This is a genomic window from Kitasatospora sp. NPDC087271 (assembly GCF_044744605.1).
Classification (GTDB): domain Bacteria; phylum Actinomycetota; class Actinomycetes; order Streptomycetales; family Streptomycetaceae; genus Kitasatospora.
Genome location: NZ_JBIUYQ010000041.1, coordinates 14,411 through 38,472, shown reverse-complemented (window position 1 = coordinate 38,472; position 24,062 = coordinate 14,411). Strand labels below are relative to the sequence as shown.

The 24,062-nt window shown below is 74.6% G+C and carries 1 protein-coding gene; it reads right to left on the bottom strand.

Annotation, left to right across the window (positions count from 1 at the left end):
* Position 1 precedes the first annotated feature (1 nt).
* On the bottom strand, positions 2–23,956 hold the full coding sequence (locus tag ACIO9K_RS36415; RefSeq protein ID WP_400336168.1) for a non-ribosomal peptide synthase/polyketide synthase: 23,955 nt from the start codon (positions 23,954–23,956) through the stop codon (positions 2–4).
* Positions 23,957–24,062 lie beyond the last annotated feature (106 nt).

Below are 24,062 nucleotides of genomic sequence, written 5' to 3'. Positions count from 1 at the left end.
GTCAGTCCTCCTGGTGGGAAAGGGTGGTGGTGCCGTCGGTGTCGCCGGTCGTCTCGGTGATCCTGGCGGCCAGGATCGGCCCGATCTGGGCGAGCGAGCCGGCTTGGGTCATCCGGTCGTGCCGGGTGGTGATCTCGTGGGATTCGATCCGGCCGGCGACGTACGGGCGCCAGATTGCGGGCCCCGCGTTGTCCTCGGCCCGGTCGATCGTGGAGTTGAACAGCAGCAGGTCTCCGCCGAACCTGCCGGGGACGAAGTCGACCGCCAGCTTGGCGTTGTTGATCATGATCTCGACGATCACCTCGATCTGTCGCTCGTTCAGGCCGGCCAGCGCGCTGCCCCGCCGGTTCAGGACCTCGGCAACCTCGGCGTAGGTGATCTCCTGGTCGCCCAGCTCGTCCGGGTCGACGTCGAGCACCCCGACGAGCACGTCGCGCACGGTGGGCACCGGCACCTCCGCGAACTGCACGTCCTTCACCGGGTAGGCGTCGAGGATCGCCAGCAGTGCGGTCCGTTCGCCGCGCGACTGCAGCTCGCAGGCGAGCGCGTGGGCGATCAGCCCACCGGCGGACCAGCCGAGGAGCAGGTAGGGGCCCTCCGGCTGGATCTTCTGGATCTGGTCGGCGTAGTCGGCCGCCATCTCCTCGTAGGACGTCGGCAGGGGTTCGGGCCGGCCGAGGCCGCGTGCCTGGATGGCGTAGACCGGGTGCTGCGGGCCGAGGTGGTTCAGCAGTCCGCTGTACGACCAGCTGATGCCGCCGCCGGGGTGGACGCAGAACAGCGGTGTGCCGGTCCCGGTCGAACGCAGCGGCAGCACCACGTCCAACGCGTCGTCGGGATTGTCCATGACCAGGCGCTCGGTGAGACCGGCCACGGTCGGCGCCTCGAACAGCATGCGCAGGCCCAACTCCAGGCCGAGCGTCTCGCGGACGCGGGAGGCCAGGCGGGCGGCCAGCAGCGAGTGCCCGCCCAGGTCGAAGAAGTTGTCGTCGATGCTCACCTGCTCCCGGCCGAGGACCTCGGCGACGAGACCGCACAGCAACTGCTCCTGCGGCGTCCGGGGTCCGCGTCCGGCATCCGAGGCCCCGTACTCGGGGGCGGGCAGGGCGGCCCGGTCGAGCTTGCCGTTGGCGGTCAGCGGCAGCGCGTCCAGGGTGACGAACGCCGCCGGCACCATGTAGTCGGGCAGGTCGCGGCGCAGCCGGCCGGACAGCTCGGCCGCCTCGGGCGCGCCCTCGGGGGCGGGCACCAGGTAGGCGACCAGGCGCTTGTCGCCCGGCCGGTCCTCGCGGGCGACCACGGCCGCCTGGAGGACGCCCGGGCAGCCCGCCAGGACGGCCTCGATCTCGCCGGGCTCGATCCGCAGGCCGCGCAGCTTGACCTGGTGGTCGGCGCGTCCGGCGAAGTCCAGCGCGCCGTCGGTCCGCCACGACGCGAGGTCGCCGGTGCGGTACATCCGGCTGCCGGACGGCCCGTACGGGTCGGCGGTGAAGCGCTCCGCCGTCAGGCCGGCCCGCCCGAGGTAGCCGCGGGCCACGCCCGTCCCCGCGAGGTACAGCTCGCCGACCATGCCGGTCGGCATCGGGCGCAGCCGGTCGTCGAGCACGTAGGCGCGCGTGTTCGCCATCGGCCGGCCGATCGGCACGGTCGCGGCGTGTTCGGGGAGGTCGCCCACCGGGTGCCAGGTGGCCAGGGTGGTGGCCTCGGTGGGCCCGTAGCCGTTGACCACCGCGATGCCGGGGCAGGCCGCCAGCACCCGGGCGACGGCGGCCGGGGAGACCACGTCGCCGCCGGTCCACACCTCGCGCACCCCGGCGAGCAGGCCCGGGCGCTCCTCGGCGACCAGGCGGAACAGTCCGGCCGTGAGCCACAGTCCGGTCACCCCGTTCGAGGCGATCGTGTGCTGGAGCAGGTCGAGGTCGAGCTGCTCCGGCGGGGCGACGACGACCCGGCCGCCGTTGAGCAGCGGCACCCAGAGCTCGTAGGTCGAGAGGTCGAAGGCCGTCGGGGAGTGCATCAGCACCCGCTCGTGTCCACCGCGCCGCCATTCGGGGGACAGGGCGAGGCCCGCCACGTCACGGTGGGTGACGGCCACGCCCTTCGGTCGACCGGTCGAGCCGGAGGTGTACATGATGTACGCCAACTGCCCTGGTTCACAGGGGACTTCGACGTCGGACGGATCGGCGGCCTCGGACCGCACCAGTGCGGTGAGCACCTCCCGGGTGAGCACCAGGGCGGCCCCACTCTCCCGCAGGATCAGGTCGATCCGGGAGGAGGGGAAGCGCGAGTCCAGCGGCACGTAGGCGCCGCCGGCCTTGATGATCGCCAGGATCGCCACGACCAGCTCCGCCGAGCGGTCCAGCATGACCGCGACCGGCGTCTCCGGCCGTACGCCCTGGCGGATCAGCGCCCGCGCCAGGCGTCCGGCCCGCTGGTCGAGCTCCGCGTAGGTCAGCTCGGTGCCGCCGGCCACGACCGCGACCGCCTCCGGGGTGGCCCGCACCTGGCGGGCGAACAGCTCCGGCACCGCGGCCCGGGGCAGCTCGGCCGCGGCACCGTTGGAGCCGGCGAGCAGTCGGCGGCGTTCCTCGACGGGCATGATGTCGATCCGGCTGATCGGCCGGTCGGGGTCGGCGACGGCCGCGCGCAGCAGACGGGCCAGGCGCTCGAACAGCAGCTCCACGGTGGGCGCGTCGAACAGGTCGGTGGCGTACTCCACGGCGCCGACCAGGCCGTCGGGGGCCCCGTCCGGGCGGAACTGCTCGGCCAGGCTGAAGGTCAGGTCGACCCGCGCGGTCCCGGTCGGCGCCTCCAGGTGGCCGGTCTCCAGGCCGGGCAGGGCGAACTCGCCGAGCGGCGCGTTCTGCAGGGCCAGCATGATCTGGAACAGCGGGTGGTGGGCCAGCGACCGCGCGGGGTTGACCACCTCGACCAGGTACTCGAACGGCACGTCCTGGTGGTCGTACGCGCTGAGCGCCTTCTGCCGGACCCGGCCGAGCAGTTCGGCGAAGCCGGGGTCCCCGCCGGTGTCGGTGCGCAGCACCAGGGTGTTGACGAAGAAGCCGACGAGCTCGTCCAGCGCCTGGTCGGTACGGCCGGCGATCGGGCTGCCGACCGGGATGTCCGTGCCGGCGCCGAGCCGGGTGAGCAGGGCCGCGAGTCCGGCCTGGAGCACCATGAACATGCTGGCGCCGCGCGCGGCGGCCAGGTCCCGCAGGGCCTGGTGCAGGTCGGCGTCCAGCCGGACCGCGACCCGGTCGCCCCGCTGGGAGGCCACCGGCGGCCGCGGCCGGTCGGCGGGCAGCTGCAGCTGTTGCGGGACGCCGGCCAGCTCGTCCTTCCAGTAGGCCAGTTGCCGGGCGAACAGGCTGTCCGGGTCGGCGGCGTCCCCGAGCAGGTCGCGCTGCCAGGCGCTGTAGTCGGCGTACTGCACCGGCAGCGGGGACCACTGCGGGGCCTCGCCCCGGCAGCGGGCCGCGTAGGCCGCGGCGAGGTCACCGGAGAGCGGGCCCATCGACCAGCCGTCGGCGGCGATGTGGTGCACCACGACCAGCAGCGCGTGCCGGTCGGGGGCGAGCGCGTACAGCTCCGCCCGGATGGGCGGCTCCGCGGCCAGGTCGAAGCCGCGCCGGGCCGTCTCCGCCAGCCGTTCGGCCAGTGCGCTCTCGTCGATCTCCATCACCGGCAGTGCGGGGCGCGCCTGAGCGGCGCTCAGCACGACCTGGTACGGCACGCCGTCGATCTCGCGGAAGACCGTCCGCAGGCTCTCGTGCCGGGCGACCACGTCCGCGAGCGCGGCGTGCAGGGCCGGGCGGTCCAGTTCGCCGGTCAGGCTGAGCGCGAGCGGCATGTTGTAGGTGGCGCTCGGCCCGTCCATCCGGTGCAGGAACCACAGGCGGCGCTGGGCGAAGGAGAGCGGCACCCGGTCGGGGCGGGCCTGGGCGGTCAGTGCGGGCCGCGCAGCTCCGGAGCCCTCCAGGCCGGCGGCCAGCCCGGCCACGGTCGGGGTCTCGAACAGCGTCCGGACCTCCAGCTCCGCGCCGAGGACCGCCCGGACCCGGGAGGCCAGGCGGGTCGCCAGCAGCGAGTGCCCGCCCAGGTCGAAGAAGCTGTCGTCGACGCCGACCTGGGCCAGGCCGAGCACCTCGGCGAACAGCTCGGCGAGGAGCTGCTCCTGCGGGGTGCGCGGCGCCCGTCCGGCCGCGACCGGGCCGAGGTCCGGTGCGGGCAGCGCGCGGCGGTCGAGCTTGCCATTGGCCGTCAGCGGCAGCGCCTCCAGCGCCACGAACGCCGAGGGGACCAGGTAGTCGGGCAGCCGGTCCCGCAGCCAGTCGCGGAGTTCGCCCAGGAGGGCGCCGGCGCCCCGGTTGCCGGTCAGGCGGTTGGTCAGCGAGGACAGCGACGATCCCGTGGCCCGGGCCGGCCGGTACGCCTCGACCGGGGAGCCGTGGAGCGCCCGGGGGTCGGTGAAGACGACGTCCACGGCGTCCGCCGCGGTGGCCGACCAGGTGACGGCCGTCGAGCGGCCGAACTCCGACCCGAGGGCGTGGAAGTCCTCCGGATCGGGGAGGCCGCCGTCCTCCGGGGCGTGCATCCGTTCCAGCAGCTCGGCGAGCGAGCCGTCCCCGTTCTGCACGGCCCGGGCCAGAGCGGCTTCCCGCGTCACGCGGCGGTTCGGCACCCCCGTGATCCGCAGCACTCCGCCGGACGGCCGGGCGAGCAGCTCGCGCAGTTCGGCCGGCCCGGCGACCTGCCGCCCCCACGCCAGCTCGACGGACCGCTCCGGAGCCGTCGGGGTGACCGGCGGCTTGTGCAGCGTCACGTCGTAGCGGTAGCGGGTCAGCTCGTTGTGGTGGCGGCCGCGCTTGACCTCGACGGCCGTCGTGCCGATGTCCGTACCGTGCTCCCGCAGGGCGGTGAAGAAGTCCGGGTCGACCAGGAGCTCCTTCTCCACCCGCAGGGCCTGCTCCACCGTGCGGCGCACCGCCGTGAGGTCCGCACCTTCGCCGACCCGGTGGAGCTGGACGGCGGTGGCCAGCGGACGCAGCAGTCGCAGGTTGCGGACGTCGCCGACGAAGAGCGCGCCGCCGGGGGCGAGCAGCCCCATCAGCTTCCCGATCACGTCGGCGAGGTACTCGGCGGACGGGAAGTACTGCACCACCGAGTTGATCACGATGGTGTCGAACTCCCCGGCCGGGAGCCCGTCGGTGTCGTGCGCCGGGCGGGTCTGCAGCACCACGCGCCCGGCCAGGTCCTCCTGCCCGGCCACCTGGGCGGTGAGCGCCTCGATCGCGGTGGCGGAGAAGTCGGTCGCCCAGTACGTCTCGCAGTGCGGTGCGATCTGCGAGAGCAGCAGACCGGTGCCGACGCCGACCTCCAGCACCCGGCGGGGGCGCAGGGCCAGGATGCGGGCGACGGTGGCGTCCCGCCACTCCCGCATCTGCTCGACGGGGATCGGGCTCGCGTCGTAACTGCTGTTCCAGCCCACGAAGTTCTGGCCGAAGCCGGCGTCCTCGGGAGCGATGGGCAGGGCGTCGTAGATGTCCTGCCACTCGCCCACGTGGTCCGCTTCCAGGGCGCTGTCGCGGGCCTCCTCCTGGCGGGGGACGACGTAGCCGATGAGCCGGTCGTCCTGGGCGAGGACCGCGGCCCGGGCGACGGCCGGGTGCTCGGCCAGGGCCGTCTCGACCTCGCCGGGCTCGACCCGGAAACCGCGCACCTTCACCTGATCGTCCGCGCGGCCGACGTACTCCAGCTGCCCGTCGCCGAGCCAGCGGACCAGGTCGCCGGTGCGGTACATCCGAGCACCGGCTGGGCCGAACGGGCAGGCGACGAACCGTCCGGCCGTCAGGCGCGGCCGGTTCAGGTAACCGCGGGCCAGACCCGCGCCCGCGACGTAGAGCTCGCCGGGAACGCCGGGCGGCACCGGCCGCAGCCGGTCGTCCAGCACGTACACCCGGGCGTTGGCGATCGGCCGACCGATCGGCGGTACGCCCGCCCCCGGGGACAGCGGGTCGCTCATGGTCGCGCACACCGTCGTCTCGGTCGGACCGTACGCGTTGATCATCCGCCGCCCCGGCGCCCACCGGACCACCAGCTCCGGCGGGCAGGCCTCCCCCGCCACGACCAGTGTCGACACCGCCACCGAGCCTTCCGGCACGGCGGCCAGGACGGACGGCGGCACGGTCGCGTGGGTGGCCGCCAGGCCCGGGTCGGTCAGCGCGGCCACCGGGTCCGCCGCCGGGGGCAGTACCAGGGCCGCGCCGCGCAGCAGCGCGGTGTAGATCTCCGACACCGAGGCGTCGAAGCTGGGCGAGGCGAACTGGAGCACCCTGCTGCCGGGTTCGATCGCGAACCGCTCGATCTGGGCGGCGACCAGGCTCGCGACACCACCGTGGGGGACCACGACACCCTTGGGGCGGCCGGTCGAGCCCGAGGTGTAGATCACGTAGGCCGGGTGCCGGACGTCGAGTGCGACGTCCGGGTCGGTGTCCGGCCAGTCGCCCTCGGCCACCATGGCGGCGTCGTCGACCATCAGCGCCGGGCGGGCGTCCGCCAGCATGAAGTCGATCCGCGCCTGCGGGTACACCGGATCCACCGGCAGGTACGCCGCCCCGGCCTTCAGGACGCCCAGGACCGCGACCACCGCCTCCACCGAGCGCGGCAGGGCCACCGCCACCAGCTGCTCCGGGCCCACCCCCCGGGCGATCAGCGCGTGAGCGAACCGGTTCGCCCGCGCGTTCAACTCCCGGTACGTCAACCCGACGTCGCCGCGGACGAGGGCGACCGCGTTCGGCGTCGCCGCCACCTGCGCCGCGAAGGCCTGCGGCACCGGGACGGCGCCCACCTCGCGGGCGGTCGCGTTGCCCCGTTCCAGCAGCCGGTGCCGCTCGTCGGAGTCGAGGAGGTCGATCCCCCCGATCGACCGGTCCGGGTCGGCGGTGACCGCCTCCAGCAGGAGCGTCCAGCGCCGCACGAGGGCCTCGACCGTCGAACGGTCGAACAGGTCGGTGGCGTACTCCGCCGCGCCGACGATCCCGTCCGGGCTGCCGTCGGGGCCGAACCGCTCGACGAGGCTCACCCCGAGGTCGAACTTGGCGGTTCCGGTGGCCACCGCGTAGGTGGCCACCTCCAGGCCCGGCAGCGAGAACCGGCCCATCGGGGCGTTCTGCACGGCCAGGATGGTCTGGAACAGGGGGTGGTGGGACAGCGAGCGGGACGGGTTCAGCGCCTCCACCAGGTGCTCGAAGGGCACGTCCTGGTGGGCGTACGCCGACAGCGCCGTCTCCCGCACCCGCCCGAGCAGCTCGGCGAAGCTCGGATCACCGCTGGTGTCGGTGCGCAGCACCAGCGTGTTCACGAAGAACCCGACCAGGTCGTCCAACCCCTCGTCGGTACGGCCCGCGATCGGGCTCCCGATCGGGATGTCCGTCCCCGCGCCCAGCCGCGTGTACAGCGCCGCCAGCGCCGCCTGCAGCACCATGAACAGACTGGTGCCGGTGTTCCGCGCCAGCTCGGTCAGAGCGGCGTGCAGTTCGGGGCTCAGCTCCAGGCCGACGTGGTCCCCGTGCCAGCCCGCGACGGCCGGCCGCGGCCGGTCGGCGGGCAGCCGGAGCAGCTCCGGCAGGTCGGACAGCTGGCGCTTCCAGTAGCCGAGCTGCTCGGCGAACCGGCTCTGCGGGTCGGCTGCGTCGCCGAGCAGGTCGCGCTGCCAGAGCGTGTAGTCGGCGTACTGCACCGGCGGGTTCGACCGACTCGGCGCACGGCCCTCGCTCCGGGCGGCGTACGCCTCGGCCAGGTCGCGGGCCAGCGGGCCGGTCGACCAGCCGTCACCGGCGATGTGGTGCATCACCAGCAGCAGCACGTGCTCGTCCGGCGCCACCGCGAACAGCTCCGCCCGCAGCGGCGGCTCCGCCGCCAGGTCGAAGGGCCGCCGGGCGAACTCGGCGAGCCGGTGGTGCAGCTCGGCCTGCGAGACCTCGGTCAACCCGGCCCGGGGCCGGGCCTCCGCCGGGTCCAGGACCCGCTGGCACGGGACGCCGCCCACCTCCGGGAACACCGTCCGCAGGCTCTCGTGCCGGGCCACCACGTCGGCCAGCGCCTCGTCCAGCGCCGCCCGGTCGAGCGTCCCGGTCAGCTGGAGCGCCAGCGGGATGTGGTAGGTCGCGGCCGCACCGTCCATGCGGTGCAGGAACCAGAGCCGGCGCTGGGCGAAGGACAGCGGTACGGCCTCCGGCCGCTCCCGCGCGGTCAGCGCCGGGCGGGCGTTGCCAGCCTCCGTCAACGACCCGGCCAGACCCGCCACCGTGGGCTCCTGGAACAGCGCGCGCAGCCCCAGCTCCACGCCGAGCACCGAGCGCACCCTGGCGGCCAGCCGGGTGGCGAGCAGCGAGTGCCCGCCGAGGTCGAAGAAGTCGTCGTCGATCCCGACCTGCGGGCGACCCAGCACCTCGGCGAACAGCTCGCACAGGACCTGCTCCTGCGGGGTGCGCGGTGCCCGTCCCACAGCCGTGGTCACGTCCTCGGGCGCGGGCAGCGCGGCCCGGTCCAACTTCCCGTTCGGCGTCAGCGGCAGCGCCTCCAGCAGCACGAACGCCGACGGCACCAGGTAGTCCGGCAGGCGCTCACGCAGGTACGCCGCCAACTCCGCCGGACGGACGGTCGTGCCCGGACGAGCCGTGACGTAGCCGACGAGCCGGTCGTCCTGGGCCAGGACCGCGGACTGCGCGACGGCGGAGTGCCCCGCCAGGGCCGCCTCGATCTCGCCGAGTTCGACCCGGAAGCCACGGACCTTCACCTGGTCGTCGGCGCGGCCGACGTACTCCAGCTCCCCGTCGGCCCGGCGGCGCACCACGTCCCCGGTGCGGTACATCCGCTCGCCGACCGCCCCGAACGGGCAGGCGACGAACCGCCCCGCCGTCAGGCCCGGCCGGTCCAGATAGCCGCGCGCCAGCCCCGGCCCCGCGACGTACAGCTCCCCCGCCACGCCCGGCGGCACCAGGCAGAGCCGCTCGTCCAGCACGTACACCCGGAAGCCCGCGACCGGCCGGCCGATCGGCGGCACGCCCGAGCCCGCCGCCAGCGGGGCGCTCATCGTCGCGCACACCGTCGTCTCCGTCGGACCGTACGCGTTGACCATCCGCCGCCCGGGCGCCCAGCGCGCCACCAGCTCCGGCGGGCAGGCCTCACCCGCCACCACCAGGGTGGTGGCCGTGAGCTCGGCGCCGTCCAGCGCGGCCAGGGCCGAGGGCGGCAGCGTCACATGGGTGACGCCGAGCCGGTGGTCCGTCAGCGCCTCCAGCGGGGCGTCCGCCGGGGCCAGGACGAGGGCGGCACCGCTGAGCAGGGCGCTGCACAGGTCCCAGAACGACGCGTCGAAGCTGGGCGAGGCGAACTGGAGCACCCGGCTGCCGGGTGCCACGCCAAGCCGCTCGACCTGCGCCGCCACCAGGCCCGACACGCCGCTGTGGCTCACCACCACGCCCTTGGGGCGGCCGGTCGAGCCCGAGGTGTAGATCACGTACGCCGGGTGCCGGACGTCGGGCACGACCACCGGATCGGTGTCCGGCCAGTCGCCCTCGGACACCAGCGCCGGATCGTCGACCACCAGCGCCGGACGGGCGTCCTCCAGCATGAACGCGATCCGCGCCTTCGGGTACGCCGGATCCACCGGCAGGTACGCCGCCCCGGCCTTCAACACACCCAGGACGGCCACCACCGACTCCACCGACCGCGGCAGCGCCACCGCCACCAACTGCTCCGCACCCACACCCCGGGCGATCAGGGCATGCGCGAACCGGTTCGCCCGGGAGTCCAACTGACGGTACGTCAGCTCGACACCGCCGGAGACCAGCGCGACCGCATCCGGTGCCGCCGCCACCCGCGCCGCGAACAGCGCCGGCAGGCTCGCCGCGGCCTCCCCCTCCTCCACGGCGGGGAGCAGCTCGCCGCTCTCCTCGGCGGACAGCAGGTCGATCCCGCCGATCCGCCGGTCCGGAGCCGCGGCGACCGCGGCCAGCAACCTGGTCCAGCGGGCGACCAACGTCTCGACCGTCGTGCGGTCGAACAGGTCGGTGCTGTACTCGACCGCGCCGCCGAGCCCGGCCGGCGCGCCGCCGGGCCCGTACTCCTCCGCGAGGCCGAAGGTCAGGTCGAGCCGCGAAGTCCCGGTGGGCACTGCCACTCCGGAGACCCGGAGGCCGGGGAGTTCGAAGTCGCCGCCCGGCGCGTTCTGCACGACCAGCCCGGTCTGGAACAGCGGGTGGTACGACAGCGACCGGGACGGGTTCAGTGCCTCCACCAGGTGCTCGAACGGCACGTCCTGGTGCCCGAACGCCTCCAGCGCCGTCTCCCGCACCCGCCCCACCAGCTCGGCGAACGACGGATCACCGCCGGTGTCCGTGCGCAGCACCAGCGTGTTGACGAAGAACCCGACGAGGTCGTCCAGCGCCTCGTCCGTGCGCCCCGCGATCGGGCTCCCGATCGCGATGTCCGTCCCCGCGCCCAACCGCGTGTACAGCGCCGCCAGCGCCGCCTGCAGCACCATGAACAGCGTCGCACCCGATCGCCGCGCCAACTCCACCAGGGCGGCGTGCAGTTCGGCGTCGATCCGGATGTCCAGCAGGTCGCCGCCGTAGGTCATGGCGGCCGGGCGCGGCCGGTCGGCGGGCAGTTGCAGCTGGTCGGGCAGCCCGGCCAGCGCCTCGGTCCAGTAGCCGATCTGGCGGGCGAACACGCTGCCCGCGTCGTGCTCGTCGCCGAGGATCTCGCGCTGCCACAGGGTGTAGTCGCCGTAGGTCACCGGCAGCGGCGGCCACGCGGGTGTCCCGCCGCCCTGCCGGGTGGCGTAGGCGGTGGCGAGGTCGTGGGCCAGCGGGTCCATCGACCAGCCGTCGCCGGCGATGTGGTGCATCACCAGCAGCAGCACGTGCTCGTCCGGCGCGACCGCGAACAGCTCGGCCCGCAGCGGCACGTCCGAGGTCAGGTCGAAGCCGCGCACCGCCGCCTCGCGCAGCAGAGCCGGCAGCTCCGCCTCGCCGGCCGCGCGCGCCGTCAGCGGGACGACGGCCTCGGCGGCCTCCAGCACCCGCTGGTGCGGGACTCCGCCGGTGTGCGGGAAGACCGTGCGCAGGGTCTCGTGCCGGGCCACCACGTCCACCAGCGCGGCGCCCAGGGCGGCCCGGTCGAGGCGGCCGGACAGCCGCAGGGCCAGCGGCAGGTGGTAGGTGGCACTCGGTGCGCCGAACTGCTGGAGGAACCAGAGCCTGCGCTGGGCGAACGACAGCGGCATCGGCTCACGGCGCGGCCGGGGCACCAGGGCCTGCCGCGCGGTGCCCGCGCCGTTCAGCCCGGCCGCGAGCCCGGCGGGCGTCGGCGTCCGGAACAGGCGGCGCAGCTCCAGCTCGACGCCGAGGGTCGCCCGGACCCGCGACATCAGGCGGGTGGCGAGCAGGGAGTGCCCGCCCAGGTCGAAGAAGTCGTCGTCGACCCCGACCCGCGGCACGCCCAGGACCTCGGCGAACAGCTCGCACAGGATCTGCTCCTGCGGGGTGCGCGGCGCGCGCCCGGCTCCGGCCGGGCCGAGGTCGGGGGCGGGCAGCGCCGCGCGGTCCAGCTTCCCGTTCGGCGTCAGCGGCAGTGCGTCCAGGAGCACGAAGGCCGACGGCACCAGGTGGTCCGGCAGCCGCTCGCGCAGGTACGCCGCCAGTGCCGCCGCGGTGGCCGGGTCCTGCGTCGAGGCCACCGCGTACGCGACGATCCGGGTCTCGCCCGGCCGGTCCTCGCGGGCGAGCACCGCGACCTGGGCCACGCCCGGGTGCGCGGCCAGCTCCGCCTCGATCTCGCCGGGCTCGACCCGGAAGCCGCGCACCTTCACCTGGTGGTCCACCCGGCCCGCGAACTCCAGCTCGCCGTCGGCCGACCACCTGACCAGGTCACCGGTGCGGTACATCAGCGCGCCCGCCGGGCCGTACGGGTTCGCGACGAACCGCGTGGCGGTGAGCCCGGGCCGGTTCAGGTAGCCGCGGGCCAGCCCCGCCCCGGCCAGGTACAGCTCACCCGTCACGCCGGGGGCGACCGGCCGCAGGGCCGGATCCAGCACGTACGCCCGGCAGTTGTCGATCGGACGGCCGATCGGCACCGGAAGCGGGCAGTCGGCGGGGTCGGCCGGCAGCGGGAAAGCGGTGATCACATGGGTCTCGGCAGGCCCGTAGTGGTTGTGCAGCGTCCGGCCCGGGCGGCGGGCCTGGAAGCGGCGCACCGCGCCGCCGAGCCGCATCGCCTCACCGGCCTGCGCGACCAGCCGCAGACTCGGCAGCTCCAGCCCGGCCTCCTCGGCGGCCTCGGCCAGCGCCTCGACCACCAGGTTGGGTGCGAACAGCTCGGCGACCCGGTGCCGGTCGAGCCAGTGCGCGAACAGCTCGGCGCTGCGGCGCTGCTCCTCGGTCGGCACGACCAGGGTCTTGCCGTACAGCAGCGCGGAGAGCACCTCCTGCACCGAGACGTCGAAGCTGATCGCGGTGAACTGCGCGGTGCGGGTGCCGGGTTCGCCGCCGACGGCCTCGTGGTGCCACGCCAGCAGGTTCAGCAGCCCTGCGGCGGGCATCACCACGGCCTTGGGCCGGCCGGTGGAGCCGGAGGTGTAGATGACGTAGGCCGGGTGCCGCGCGTCCACGGCGACGGCCGGGTCGTGCTCCGGCCACTCCTCTGCCGGGGTGACGGCCGCGAGGTCGTCCAGGACGACGGCCGGCCGGGCGTCCTCCAGCATGTACGCGATGCGGGCGGCCGGGTAGTCCGGGTCGATCGGCAGGTACGCCGCGCCCGTCTTGAGCACGGCGAGGACGGCGACCACCAGCTCGGCGGAGCGCGGCAGCCGCAGGGCGACGACCTGCTCCGGCCCCACCCCGCGCGCGATCAGCGCGTGCGCCAGGCGGTTGGCCCGGCGGTTCAGCTCGCGGTACGTCAGCACGGTGTCCTCGAACACCACCGCCGGGGCCTGCGGGGTCGCCCGGACCTGCGCCTCGAAGAGGGCCGGCAGGCCGTCGGCGGGAACCGGTCGGGCGGTGTCGTTGCGCGCCACCAGCAGCTCGTGCCGCTCCTCGGCGGTGAGGACGTCGATCCGGCTCAGCGGCCGGTCCGGCTCGGCGACCACCGCCGCCAGCAGGCGCAGCCACCGGGCGACCAGCGCCTCCACCGTGGTGTGCTCGAACAGGTCGGTGCTGTACTCGACCCGCCCGACGATGCCCTCGGCCGGCCCGCCGGTGCCGCCGCGCTCCAGCAGGTGGAAGCCGAGGTCGAACATCGCCGTGGGCGTGCGGACCAGGAGGATCTCGGCGCCCAGACCGCTCAGCTCGAACTCCGTGCGGGGCACGTTCTGCAGCGCGAGCAGCACCTGGAACAGCGGCTGACGGGCGAGCGACCGGGACGGGTTGAGGGCCTCGACGACGTGCTCGAACGGCAGGTCCTGGTGGGCGTACGCGCCGAGCGCGTCCTCCCGGACCCGGCCCAGCAGCTCGGCGAACGACGGGTCGCCCGAGGTGTCGGTCCGCAGCACCAGGGTGTTGACGAAGAAGCCGACGAGGTCGTCCAGCGCCTGGTCCGTCCGGCCGGCGATCAGGCTGCCGACCGGGATGTCGTCGCCCGCGCCGAGCTTGTCCAGCACCGCCGCCAGCGCGGCCTGCAGCACCATGTAGACGCTGGCCCCGTGCTCCCGGCCCAGGCGCACCAGTGCGCCGTGCAGTTCCGCGTCCAGGTCGATCGCGAGGTGGCCGCCGGCATATGAGGGTGCGGAGGGGCGATGGCGGTCGACGGGAAGCCGGATCTGCTCGGGCAGGTCCGCCAGCGTCCGTGTCCAGTAGGCCGTCTGGCGGGCGAACAGGCTGTCCTGGTCGGCCGCGTCGCCAAGCAGCTGGTGGTGCCACAGGGTGTAGTCGGCGTACTGGACGGGCAGCGGCGCCCACTGCGGTTCCTCGCCCCGGCAGCGCGCCGCGTACGCGGTGGCCAGGTCGGTCGACAACGGGCCCAGCGACCAGCCGTCACCGGCGATGTGGTGGACCACCACCAGCAGCACGTGCTCGTCCGGTGCCGTCTCGAACAGCTCGGCACGCAGGGGTGGTTCGGTGGCGAGGTCGAATCCGCGCGCCGCGGCCGCCACCAGCAGCTCCGGCAGGTCCGTCCCGCCGGTCCTGGTGACCGGCAGCTGCGGCCGGACCGTCCGCGCGTCCAGCACGTCCTGGTACGGCACCCCGTCGACCTGCGGGTAGACCGTGCGCAGGCTCTCGTGCCGGTTGACGACGTCAGCCAGCGCCTCCTCCAGGGCCGTCCGGTCCAGCGGGCCGGAGAGCCGCCACGCCAGCGGCATGTTGTAGACCGAACCGGCGCCCTCCAACTGGTCCAGGAACCACAGCCGGCGCTGCGCGAAGGACAGCGGGACCCGGTCGGGCCGGTCAGCGTGGCGCAGCGCGAGCCGCGCCTGGCCGGCTCGGCCGAGTCCGGCGGCCACCCCGGCCACCGTCGGCGTCTCGAACAGGCTGCGCAGTTCCAGTTCGACGCCCAGGGTGGCACGCGCCCGGGCCACCAGCCGGGTCGCCAGCAGCGAGTGTCCGCCGAGCTCGAAGAAGTCGTCGTCGACCCCGACCTCGGCCACGCCCAGCACCTCGGCGAACACCTCTGCGAGGACGTGTTCCTGCGGGGTGCGCGGGGCCCTGCCGGTCCTCGGCGCGGTGTGGGCGGGTGCGGGCAGCGCGCGCCGGTCCAGCTTGCCGGTGGCGGTCAGCGGCAGGCTCCCCAGGGGCACGAAGGCAGCCGGGACCATGTAGTCCGGCAGTCGCTCGCGCAGGTGGGCCCGCAGCTCGTCCGGCCGGAGTTCCGCCCCGGCGACGGCCACCGGGTAGGCGACCAGCCGCACGTCCCCTGCGCGGTCCTCCCGGACGGTCACCGCGACCTGGGCGACCTGCGGATGTTCCGCCAATGCCGCCTCGATCTCGCCGAGTTCGATCCGGAAGCCGCGCACCTTGACCTGGTCGTCGGTCCGGCCGAGGAACTCCAGGTTCCGGTCGGCGCCCCAGCGCACCAGGTCGCCGGTGCGGTACATCTGCGTACCGCGCGGACCGAACGGGTCCGCCACGAACCGTGCCGCGGTGAGCGCCGGCCGGTTCAGGTAGCCGCGGGCCAGGCCCGCGCCGGCGAGGTACAGCTCACCCGCCACGCCCGCGGGCACGGGCTGCAGCGTGCTGTCGAGGACGTACAGCCGGATACCCCCGAGCGGCCGGCCGATCACCGGGCGCGGACTCGATTCCAGCGGTGCGACGACGGCGTCCACCGTGCATTCGGACGGCCCGTAGTAGTTCAGGCAGGACACGCGGTCGACGGCCCGCAGCCGCTCCCACAGCTGGTCCGGAACGGCCTCCCCGCCCATCGAGACCACCGCGGGACGGCGCCCCGGGTCGTCCAGGAGCCCCCGTCCGACGAGCACTTGCAGATAGGACGGGGTGGCGTTGACGTAGTCCAGGCCGGCGCGCTTGACGTAGTCGACGAAGGCGTCCGGGTCGGACCAGGTCGCCTCGTCCAGGACGTGCAGCTCGTGGCCCGCGTACAGGCTGGACAGCTGGTCGCAAGAGGCGTCGAAGGACACCGAGGTGGTCAGCCCGATCCGCAGCCGCTCCTTCGTCCCCCGGGGGAACAGCAGCGGACGCTGGCTGACGAACAGGTTGAGCAGGCCGCCGTGGGTCGACACCACGCCCTTGGGCCGGCCGGTGGAGCCGGAGGTGTAGATCACGTAGGCCGGGTGCCTCGGTTCGACGGCCACCAGGGGGTCCGTCGCGGGGCAGTCGGCCACCAGCGCGGCTGTCGCCGGGTCGTCGAGCACCAGCCACCCGGCCGGGCGGGCCTCCGGCAGCCGGTCCCGGGTCCGGGCATCGGTCACCACCAGGACCGGGCCGGCGTCGTCCATCATGTGCCCGATCCGCGTGGCCGGGTACTCGGGATCGACCGGGACGTAGGCCGCCCCGGTCTTGAGCACCGCGAGGATCGCCACCACCAGCTCGGCCGACCTCGGCAGGGCCACCGCCACCAGCCGCTCCGGCCCCGCGCCCCGCACGATCAGGGCGTGCGCCAACCGGTTCGCCCGCTCGTCCAACTCCTCGTACGTCAGCGAGACGTCACCGCACACCAAGGCCACCAGGTCCGGCGTCGCCCGCACCTGTGCCCGGAACAGCTCCGGCACGCTCGCGGCCGGAAGCTCCACCTCCGGTCCGGTGCCCAGTGCCGTCAGCTCATCGCGCTCCTCCGCGGAGAGAAGGCCGTACCGGCTCAGCCGCCGCTGCGGGTCGGCGACCGCGGCGCGGAGAAGTCGCTCCAGGCGCCCGAACATCGTCTCGACGGTGGCCGGGTCGTAGAGGTCGTCGGCGTACTCGACGATCCCGTCGATTCCCTCCGGGGAACCGTCCCGCGCCTGCCGCTCGGACATGGTGAAGATCAGGTCGAGTTTGGCGGTGGTCGTCGCCAGGGGCATGTCGTCGACGTGCAGCCCGGGCGGGGCGAAGTCGGCCCGGGGCGCGTTCTGCAGCGCCAGCATCACCTGGAACAACGGGTGGTGCGCCAGCGACCGCGCCGGGTTGAGGGCTTCGACCAGGTGCTCGAACGGCAGGTCCTGGTGGGCGTACCCGGCCAGCGAGGTGTCCCGGACCCGCGCCAGCAGCTCGGCGAAGGTCGGATCGCCCGAGGTGTCGGTGCGGAAGACCAGGGTGTTGACGAAGTAGCCGACCAGCTCGTCCAGTGCCTGGTCGGTCCGGCCGGCGACCGGGCTGCCGACCGGGATGTCGTCGCCCGCGCCGAGCTTGCTCAGCAGTGTCGCCAGTCCGGCCTGGAGGACCATGAACAGACTGGTGCCGTGTTCCCGGGCGAGCTCACGCAGACCGCGGTGCAGCTCCGCGTCCAGTCCGACGTGCACGAAGCCGCCCCGGTGCGAGGCGACCGCCGGGCGGGGCCGGTCGGCGGGCAGCTGGATCCGCTCCGGGAGATCGGCCAACTGCCGTGTCCAGTAGGCCGCCTGGCGGGCGAGCAGGCTGTCCGGCTCGGCGGATCCACCGAGCAGCTCGTGCTGCCAGAGGGTGTAGTCGGCGTACTGGACCTGCAGTTCCTCCCACTGCGGTTCCTCGCCGCGGCAGCGCGCGGCGTAGGCGGCGGTCAGGTCCTGCGTGAGCGGGCCCAGCGACCAGCCGTCACCCGCGATGTGGTGGAGCACCAGCTGGAGCACGTGCTCGTCCGGCGCCAGCTCGAACAGGTCGACCCGCAGCGGCGCATCGCCCGCCAGGTCGAACGGCCGGTCCTTCGCCGCCGCCATCAGGGCGGGCAGCTCGGCCTCGGTGGTCCGGCTCACGAGCAGCCGCGGGCGGGCCGCCGCGACGTCCAGCACCTGCTGGTACGGGACGCCGTCGACGGCCGGGAAGACGGTCCGCAGGCTCTCGTGCCGCCCGGCCACGTCCGCCAGGGCGGCCTCCAGGGCCCGCCGGTCCAGGGCCCCGGACAGCCGCCAGGCCAGGGAGATGTGGTAGTTGGCGCCGGCGCCCTCCAGCTGGTGCAGGAACCACAGCCGCCGCTGCGCGAACGACAGCGGGATCACCTCGGGGCGCTCGCGCCGTACCAGGGCGGCCTGAGCCGGTCCGGCCGCCGCCAGGGCGGCGGCCAGGCCGGCCGGGGTCGGCGACTCGAACAGGGTCCGCAGCGGCATTTCCACGCCGAGCGTCGCGCGGATCCGGGCGGCCAGCCGGGTGGCCAGCAGCGAGTGCCCGCCCAGGTCGAAGAAGCCGTCCTCGACGCCGACCGAGGTCGCGCCGAGGACCTCGGCGAACAGCTCGCACAGGACCTGCTCCTGCGGGGTGCGCGGCGCGCGGCCGGTGCCCGCGGGGGCGAGGTCGGGAGCGGGCAGGGCCCGGCGGTCCAGCTTGCCGTTGGCGGTCAGTGGCAGCGCGTCCAGCACCACGAAGGCCGACGGCAGCATGTGCTCGGGCAGCCGCCCGGCCAGGTGCGCGCGCAGGTCGGCCGCGCGCGGTGCGGTGCCGGTGGCGGGCACCAGGTAGGCGACCAGCCGGGTGTCGTCGGCGCGGTCCTGCCGGGCCAGCACGGCGACCTGGGCGACGCCGGGGTGCGCGGCGAGGGCCGCCTCGATCTCGCCGAGCTCGATCCGGAAGCCGCGCACCTTCACCTGCTGGTCGGCCCGACCGACGTAGCGCAGGCTGCCGTCCGCCGCCCGGCGCACCACGTCGCCGCTGCGGTACATCCGGGAGCCGGCCGGCCCGAACGGGTCGGCCACGAACCGCCCGGACGTCAGACCCGGCCGGTTCAGGTAGCCGCGCGCCAGGCCCGCGCCCGCGACGTACAGCTCGCCCGCGACGCCCGGGGCGACCGGGCACAGACCGCCGTCGAGCACGTACGCCCGCAGGTCCGGGATCGCCGTGCCGATCTGGCCGGCCGGGGTACCGGACCGGTCGAGTGCCGCGTGGGTGACGTGCACCGTGGTCTCGGTGATGCCGTACATGTTGACCAGCCGCGGCGCGTCGTCCGGGTGCCGCTCGTACCAGCTCGCGAGGCGGGCGGGCTCCAGCGCCTCGCCGCCGAACACCACCGTGCGCAGGGCGAGTTCACGGCCGGTCCCGGGCGCCTCGGCGTCCGCCTGGATCAGCTGGTGGAAGGCGGACGGCGTCTGGTTGAGCACGGTCACCCGCTCGCGGGCGAGCAGTTCCAGGAAGCGGCCGGGCGAGCGGCTGGTCTCGTGGTCCACGACCACCAGCCGGCCGCCGTGCAGCAGCGCGCCCCACAGCTCCCACACCGAGAAGTCGAAGGCGTAGGAGTGGAAGAGCGTCCAGACGTCCTCGGCGGAGAAGCCGAACAGTTCCCGGGTGGTGTCGAACAGCCGCACCACGTTCCGGTGCGGGACCACGACGCCCTTGGGGTCGCCGGTGGAGCCGGAGGTGTGGATGACGTAGGCGGGGTGGGCGGGGTCGACCGCGACCTCCGGGTCGGTGTCCGGCTGTCCGTCCAGGTCGGCGGTGTCCAGCAGCAGCCGGTCCACGCCGTCCGCTCCGGGCAGGTCGCCGGTCCGGCCGGTCGTCACGAGCAGCGCGGGCCGGGCGTCCTGGAGCAGGTAGGAGATCCGGGCCGCGGGGTACTCCGGGTCCACCGGCACGTACGCGGCGCCGGCCTTGAGCACCGCGAGGATCGCGACCACCAGCTCGGCCGAGCGCGGCAGCGTCACCGCCACCAGCCGCTCCGGCCCCACGCCCCGGCCGATCAGGGCGTGCGCCAGCCGGTTGGCCCGGGCGTTCAACTCGCCGTACGTCAGGCTGGTTTCGCCGTCCGTGAGCGCGACCGCGGCCGGGTTCGCCCGGACCTGCCGCTCGAACAGCGCGGTGATGCTGCTCTCCGGCGCCTGCGCGCCGAGGCCTCCGCCGTCCGGGAGCAGCGCGCTCAGCTCGTCGGCGGACAGCACGTCCACCCGGCCGATCCGCCGGCCGGGGTCGGCGGCCACGGCCCGCAGCAGTCGCAGCCACCGCTCGACGATCCCGGCGGCGGTGGCCTCGTCGAACAGGTCGGTGCTGTACTCCAGGACGCCCGAGAGGCCGTCGGGCTGCTCGGCCAGGACGAAGGTCAGGTCGCACTTGGCCGTCCCGGTCTGGACCAGATCGGTCGCCACCCGCAGCCCCGGCAGCTCGAACGCGCCGAGCGGAGCGTTCTGCAGGGCGAGCATGGTCTGGAACAGCGGGTGGTGCGCCAGCGTCCGGGACGGGTTCAGTGCCTCCACCAACTGCTCGAACGGCACGTCCTGGTGCGCGTACGCGGCGAGCGCGTCGGCGCGCACCCGGCCGAGCAGTTCGGTGAAGGACGGGTCGCCCGACAGGTCGGTGCGCAGCACCAGGGTGTTGACGAAGAAGCCGACCAGGTCGTCCAGCGCCTCGTCGGTGCGTCCGGCGATCGGCGTTCCGATCGGGACATCGGTACCGGCGCCGAGCTTGCCCAGCAGCGCGGCCAGCCCGGCCTGGAGCACCATGAACAGGCTGGCCCCGCCGTCCCGGGCGAGCGCGCGCAGGCCCTGGTGCAGCTCGGCGTCGATCCGCACCGGCAGCTGGGCGCCCCGGTAGGACATCGCCGTCGGCCGGGGCCGGTCGAACGGCAGCTCCACCTGCTCGGGCAGGTCCGCCAGCTGCGCGCGCCAGTAGGCGAGTTGACCGTTCAGCAGGCTGTCCGGGTCCGAGCCGTCGCCGAGCAGGTCCCGCTGCCACAGGGCGTAGTCGGCGTACTGGACGGGCAGCGGCGCCCAGTCCGGTTTCGCGCCCTCGGCGCGGGCCGCGTAGGCGGTCGTCAGGTCCTGCGAGAGCGGCCCCGTCGACCAGCCGTCACCGGCGATGTGGTGCACCACCAGGAGGAGCACGTGCTCCTCCCGTCCCAGCCGGAACAGTTCGGCGTGCAGCGGCGGCTCCGCGGCGAGGTCGAATGCGCGCCGGGCCGCCTCGGCCAGCCGGTCCGGCAGGTCACGCTCGCCGACCTCGGTCATCCGCAGCCGCGGCCGGGCCGCGTCGGGGTCCAGTACCCGCTGGTACGGCACGCCGTCGACCGCCGGAAACACCGTGCGCAGGCTCTCGTGCCGCTCGACCAGGTCCGCGAGGGCGTCCGCCAGGGCCCGCTGGTCCAGCTCTCCGGACAGCCGCAGCGTCAGCGGGATGTTGTACGTGGCGCTCGGGCCCTCCATGCGGTGCAGGAACCAGAGCCGGCGCTGCGCGAAGGACAGCGGGACCGTCCCCGGCCGCTCCCGCCGTCCCAGGGCCGGCCGTGCCCGGCCGGCGGCGTCCACCGCCGCCGCCAGCTCCGCCGCCGTCGGCGCGTCGAACAGGTCGCCCAGCCGCAGTTCCACGCCGAGGGTCGTCCGCGCCCGGGCGACCAGCCGGGTGGCCAGCAGCGAGTGCCCGCCGAGGTCGAAGAAGCTGTCGTCCAAGCCGGGCTCGGACACCCCGAGGACCTCGGCGAACAGCCCGACGAGCAGGTGCTCGGTCGCGGTGCGCGGGGCACGGCCCGGCGTGGCGGGCTGTGACTCGGGCGCGGGGAGGGCCCGGCGGTCCAGCTTGCCGTTCGGCGTCAGCGGCAGTACGTCCAGGACCACGAACGCCGACGGCACCATGTACTCCGGCAGCCGCTCGCGCAGCCGGGCCCGCAGGTCGTCCGGCTGGACGACCTGCCCCGCCGCGGGAACGGCGTAGGCGACCAGCCGGGGTTCCTCCTCGTTGCGCACCGTCACGGCGGCCCGGGCGACCTGGGGGTGTTCGGCGAGCACGGCCTCGATCTCGCCGAGCTCGACCCGGAAGCCGCGAATCTTGACCTGGTCGTCGGTGCGGCCGAGGAACTCCAGGTTCCCGTCCGGGTTCCAGCACACCAGGTCCCCGGTGCGGTACATCCGCGATCCGGACGGCCCGAACGGGTTCGCCACGAAGCGCCCGGCGGTCAAGCCCGGCCGGTTGAGGTAGCCGCGGGCCAGTCCCGCGCCCGCGATGTACAACTCACCCGGCACGCCGGTCGGCAGTGGCCGCAGGGCGCCGTCGAGCACGTGCAGCCGGGCGTTGGTGACGGGTTGGCCGATGACCGGGCGCGGGCTCGAACCCACCGGCGCGACCACCGAGTTGACCGTGCACTCGGACGGCCCGTAGAGGTTGAGTCCGCGAACCCCTCCGGCCTCCCGCAGGTCCGCCCAGAGCTGCTCGGGGACGGCCTCGCCGCCCGCCGCGACCAGCGTCGGCCGCCACTGCGGATCGCTCAACAGCCCGTGCGTGACCAGGACCCGGAGGTAGGACGGGGTGGCCTCGATGTAGTCGAGCCCGCAGCGCGCGGCGTAGCCGACGAAGGCGTCCGGGTCGGTCCAGGTCGCGTGGTCCAGGACGTGCAGCTCGTGGCCCCCGAACAGGGCGAGCAGCTGGTTCAGGGAGGCGTCGAAGGACACCGACGTGGTCAGCGCGACCCGCAGCCGCTGCCGTCCGTCGAGCACCGGCCGGAACATGGCCTGCCGGTGGTCGGTGAGCAGGTTCAGCAGGCCGCCGTACGTCGGCAGCACGCCCTTGGGCCGGCCGGTGGAGCCGGAGGTGTGGATGACGTACGCCGGGTGTGCCGGATCGACGGCCACCCTCGGGTCCGTATCCGGCAGCGCGTCCAGGTCGGCGGTGTCAAGCACCAGCCGGTCGACGGGGCCCGCCTCGGGCAGCCGCTCGCCGCTGCGGGCGTCGGTCACCAGCAGCGTCGGCCGCGCGTCGTCGAGCAGGTACCCGATCCGGGCGGCCGGGTACTCCGGGTCGACCGGGACGTACGCCGCGCCGGTCTTCAGCACCGCGAGGATCGCCACCACCAGCTCGGCCGAGCGCGGCAGCGCCACCGCCACCAGCCGCTCCGGCCCGGCGCCGCGGGCGATCAGGGCGTGCGCCAGCCGGTTCGCGCACGCGTCCAGCTCCGCGTACGTCAGCGAGACGTCCCCGCAGACCAGCGCGACGAGGTCCGGGGTCGCCCGCACGTGCTCCCGGAACAGCTCCGGCAGGCTCGGGGCCGGGACCGCCGCCGCCGGCCCGCTGCCGACGGCCGCCAGCTCGCCGTGTTCCTCGGCCGTGAGCAGCTCGATCCGGCCCACCAGGTCGTCCGGGTCGCGGTCCGCGAGGGTGTCGAGCAGCAGGAGCAGCCGCTGCTGGTGCGCGGTGAGGTCGTCGTCGCCGTACGCCTGCGGTGCTCCGTGGAGCCTGAGCAGCGGGGGGTTGCCGTCCCGGTAGTCGAACACCCAGACCGCCAGGTCGGTGGTCGAGCCCGACACGAAGTGGTGCACGGAGGCGGGGTGCCCGGCGAAGCTCGGCCTGGAGTTGAAGGCCATGATGTTGACGATCAGCGGGAACGCCGTCCCGATGCCGCCGGGCGCACCGAGGTCGCGCAGCAGGTCCTCACTGCGGTAGCGCTCGTGCGCGACGGCCGCCTCGACCTCCCGTGCCGTCTGGGCGACGAGCTCGCGCCACGACATGTCCGGCCGCACCGTCATCCGCAGCGGCACCACGTTGGACATCGTGCCGGGCACGGCCATCAGGTCGCGGTCGGCGCCCCGGCGGGCGGTGACGGGCAGGGCGAGCACCACGTCCTGGGCGCCGGTCAGCCGGTGAGCGTAGAGCGCCGTCGCCGCGATCAGCAGCCGGGACCACCGGACGCCGACCCGGCCGGCCGCCGCCCGCAGGGCGTCCGGGCGCCGCAGTTCCCGTTCCTCGGCCAGCCGGAGGGCGAGGTTGGGGTCGGTCGGGGAGGCGCCGGTGAGCCGGGTGGGGGCGGGCCGGTCCGCGAACCGCTCCGTCCAGTAGGCGCGGTCGGCGGCGAAGTCCGCGGACGAGCGGTAGGCGGCGTCGCTGTCGACCAGGTCCCGCAGCGAACCGAACGGGCACGGCGGCACGGCGCCGCCCCCGGCCAGCGCCGAGTACACCTCGCCGACCCGCTGCCGGACCAGCGAGCTGCTCAGCGCGTCCAGCACCACGTGGTGGTAGTTCAGGTACCAGAGGTACTCGGTCGGTGACAGCCGGATCAGCGCGTGCCCGAACAGCGGGTCGCGGGAGAGGTCCAGCGGGCGCAGCAGGTCGCGTTCCATCCACTCCCGGGCCGCCGCACGGGAGTCGGGCTCCCCGCTGAGGTCGAGGTGCGCCGGCGCCCAGTCCCAACTCTCCCGGAGGACCTGGCGCGGGCCCTCGCCGTCGTCGAGGAAGCTCACGTGCAGGGCGTCGACCTCGTGGACCACCCGGCGCACCGCGGTCTCGAACAGCTCCCGGTCCACCGGCCCGTGGATCTCCAGGCACTCACCGACGCGGTAGCCCGGGATCGGGTTCCGGGACCGCTGTTCGGCGAGCCAGATCTCGCGCTGGGCGGCTGTCAGGGGAAGGGTGTCGCCATCGCGACGGGACATGGGGGTACCTCCGAAAGTGTGGGCAGGCGTGGTCGCAGGGCGCGCCGGAGCACACCGATCGCGGTGACGTCACGCGGTGGGTGCTCGGGTGGCGCGGCTGCTGCGG

Coding starts and splice junctions, on each gene's coding strand:
- ACIO9K_RS36415 (WP_400336168.1), bottom strand. CDS start 23,956: ATGTCCCGTCGCGATGGCGACACCCTTCCCCTGACAGCCGCCCAGCGC.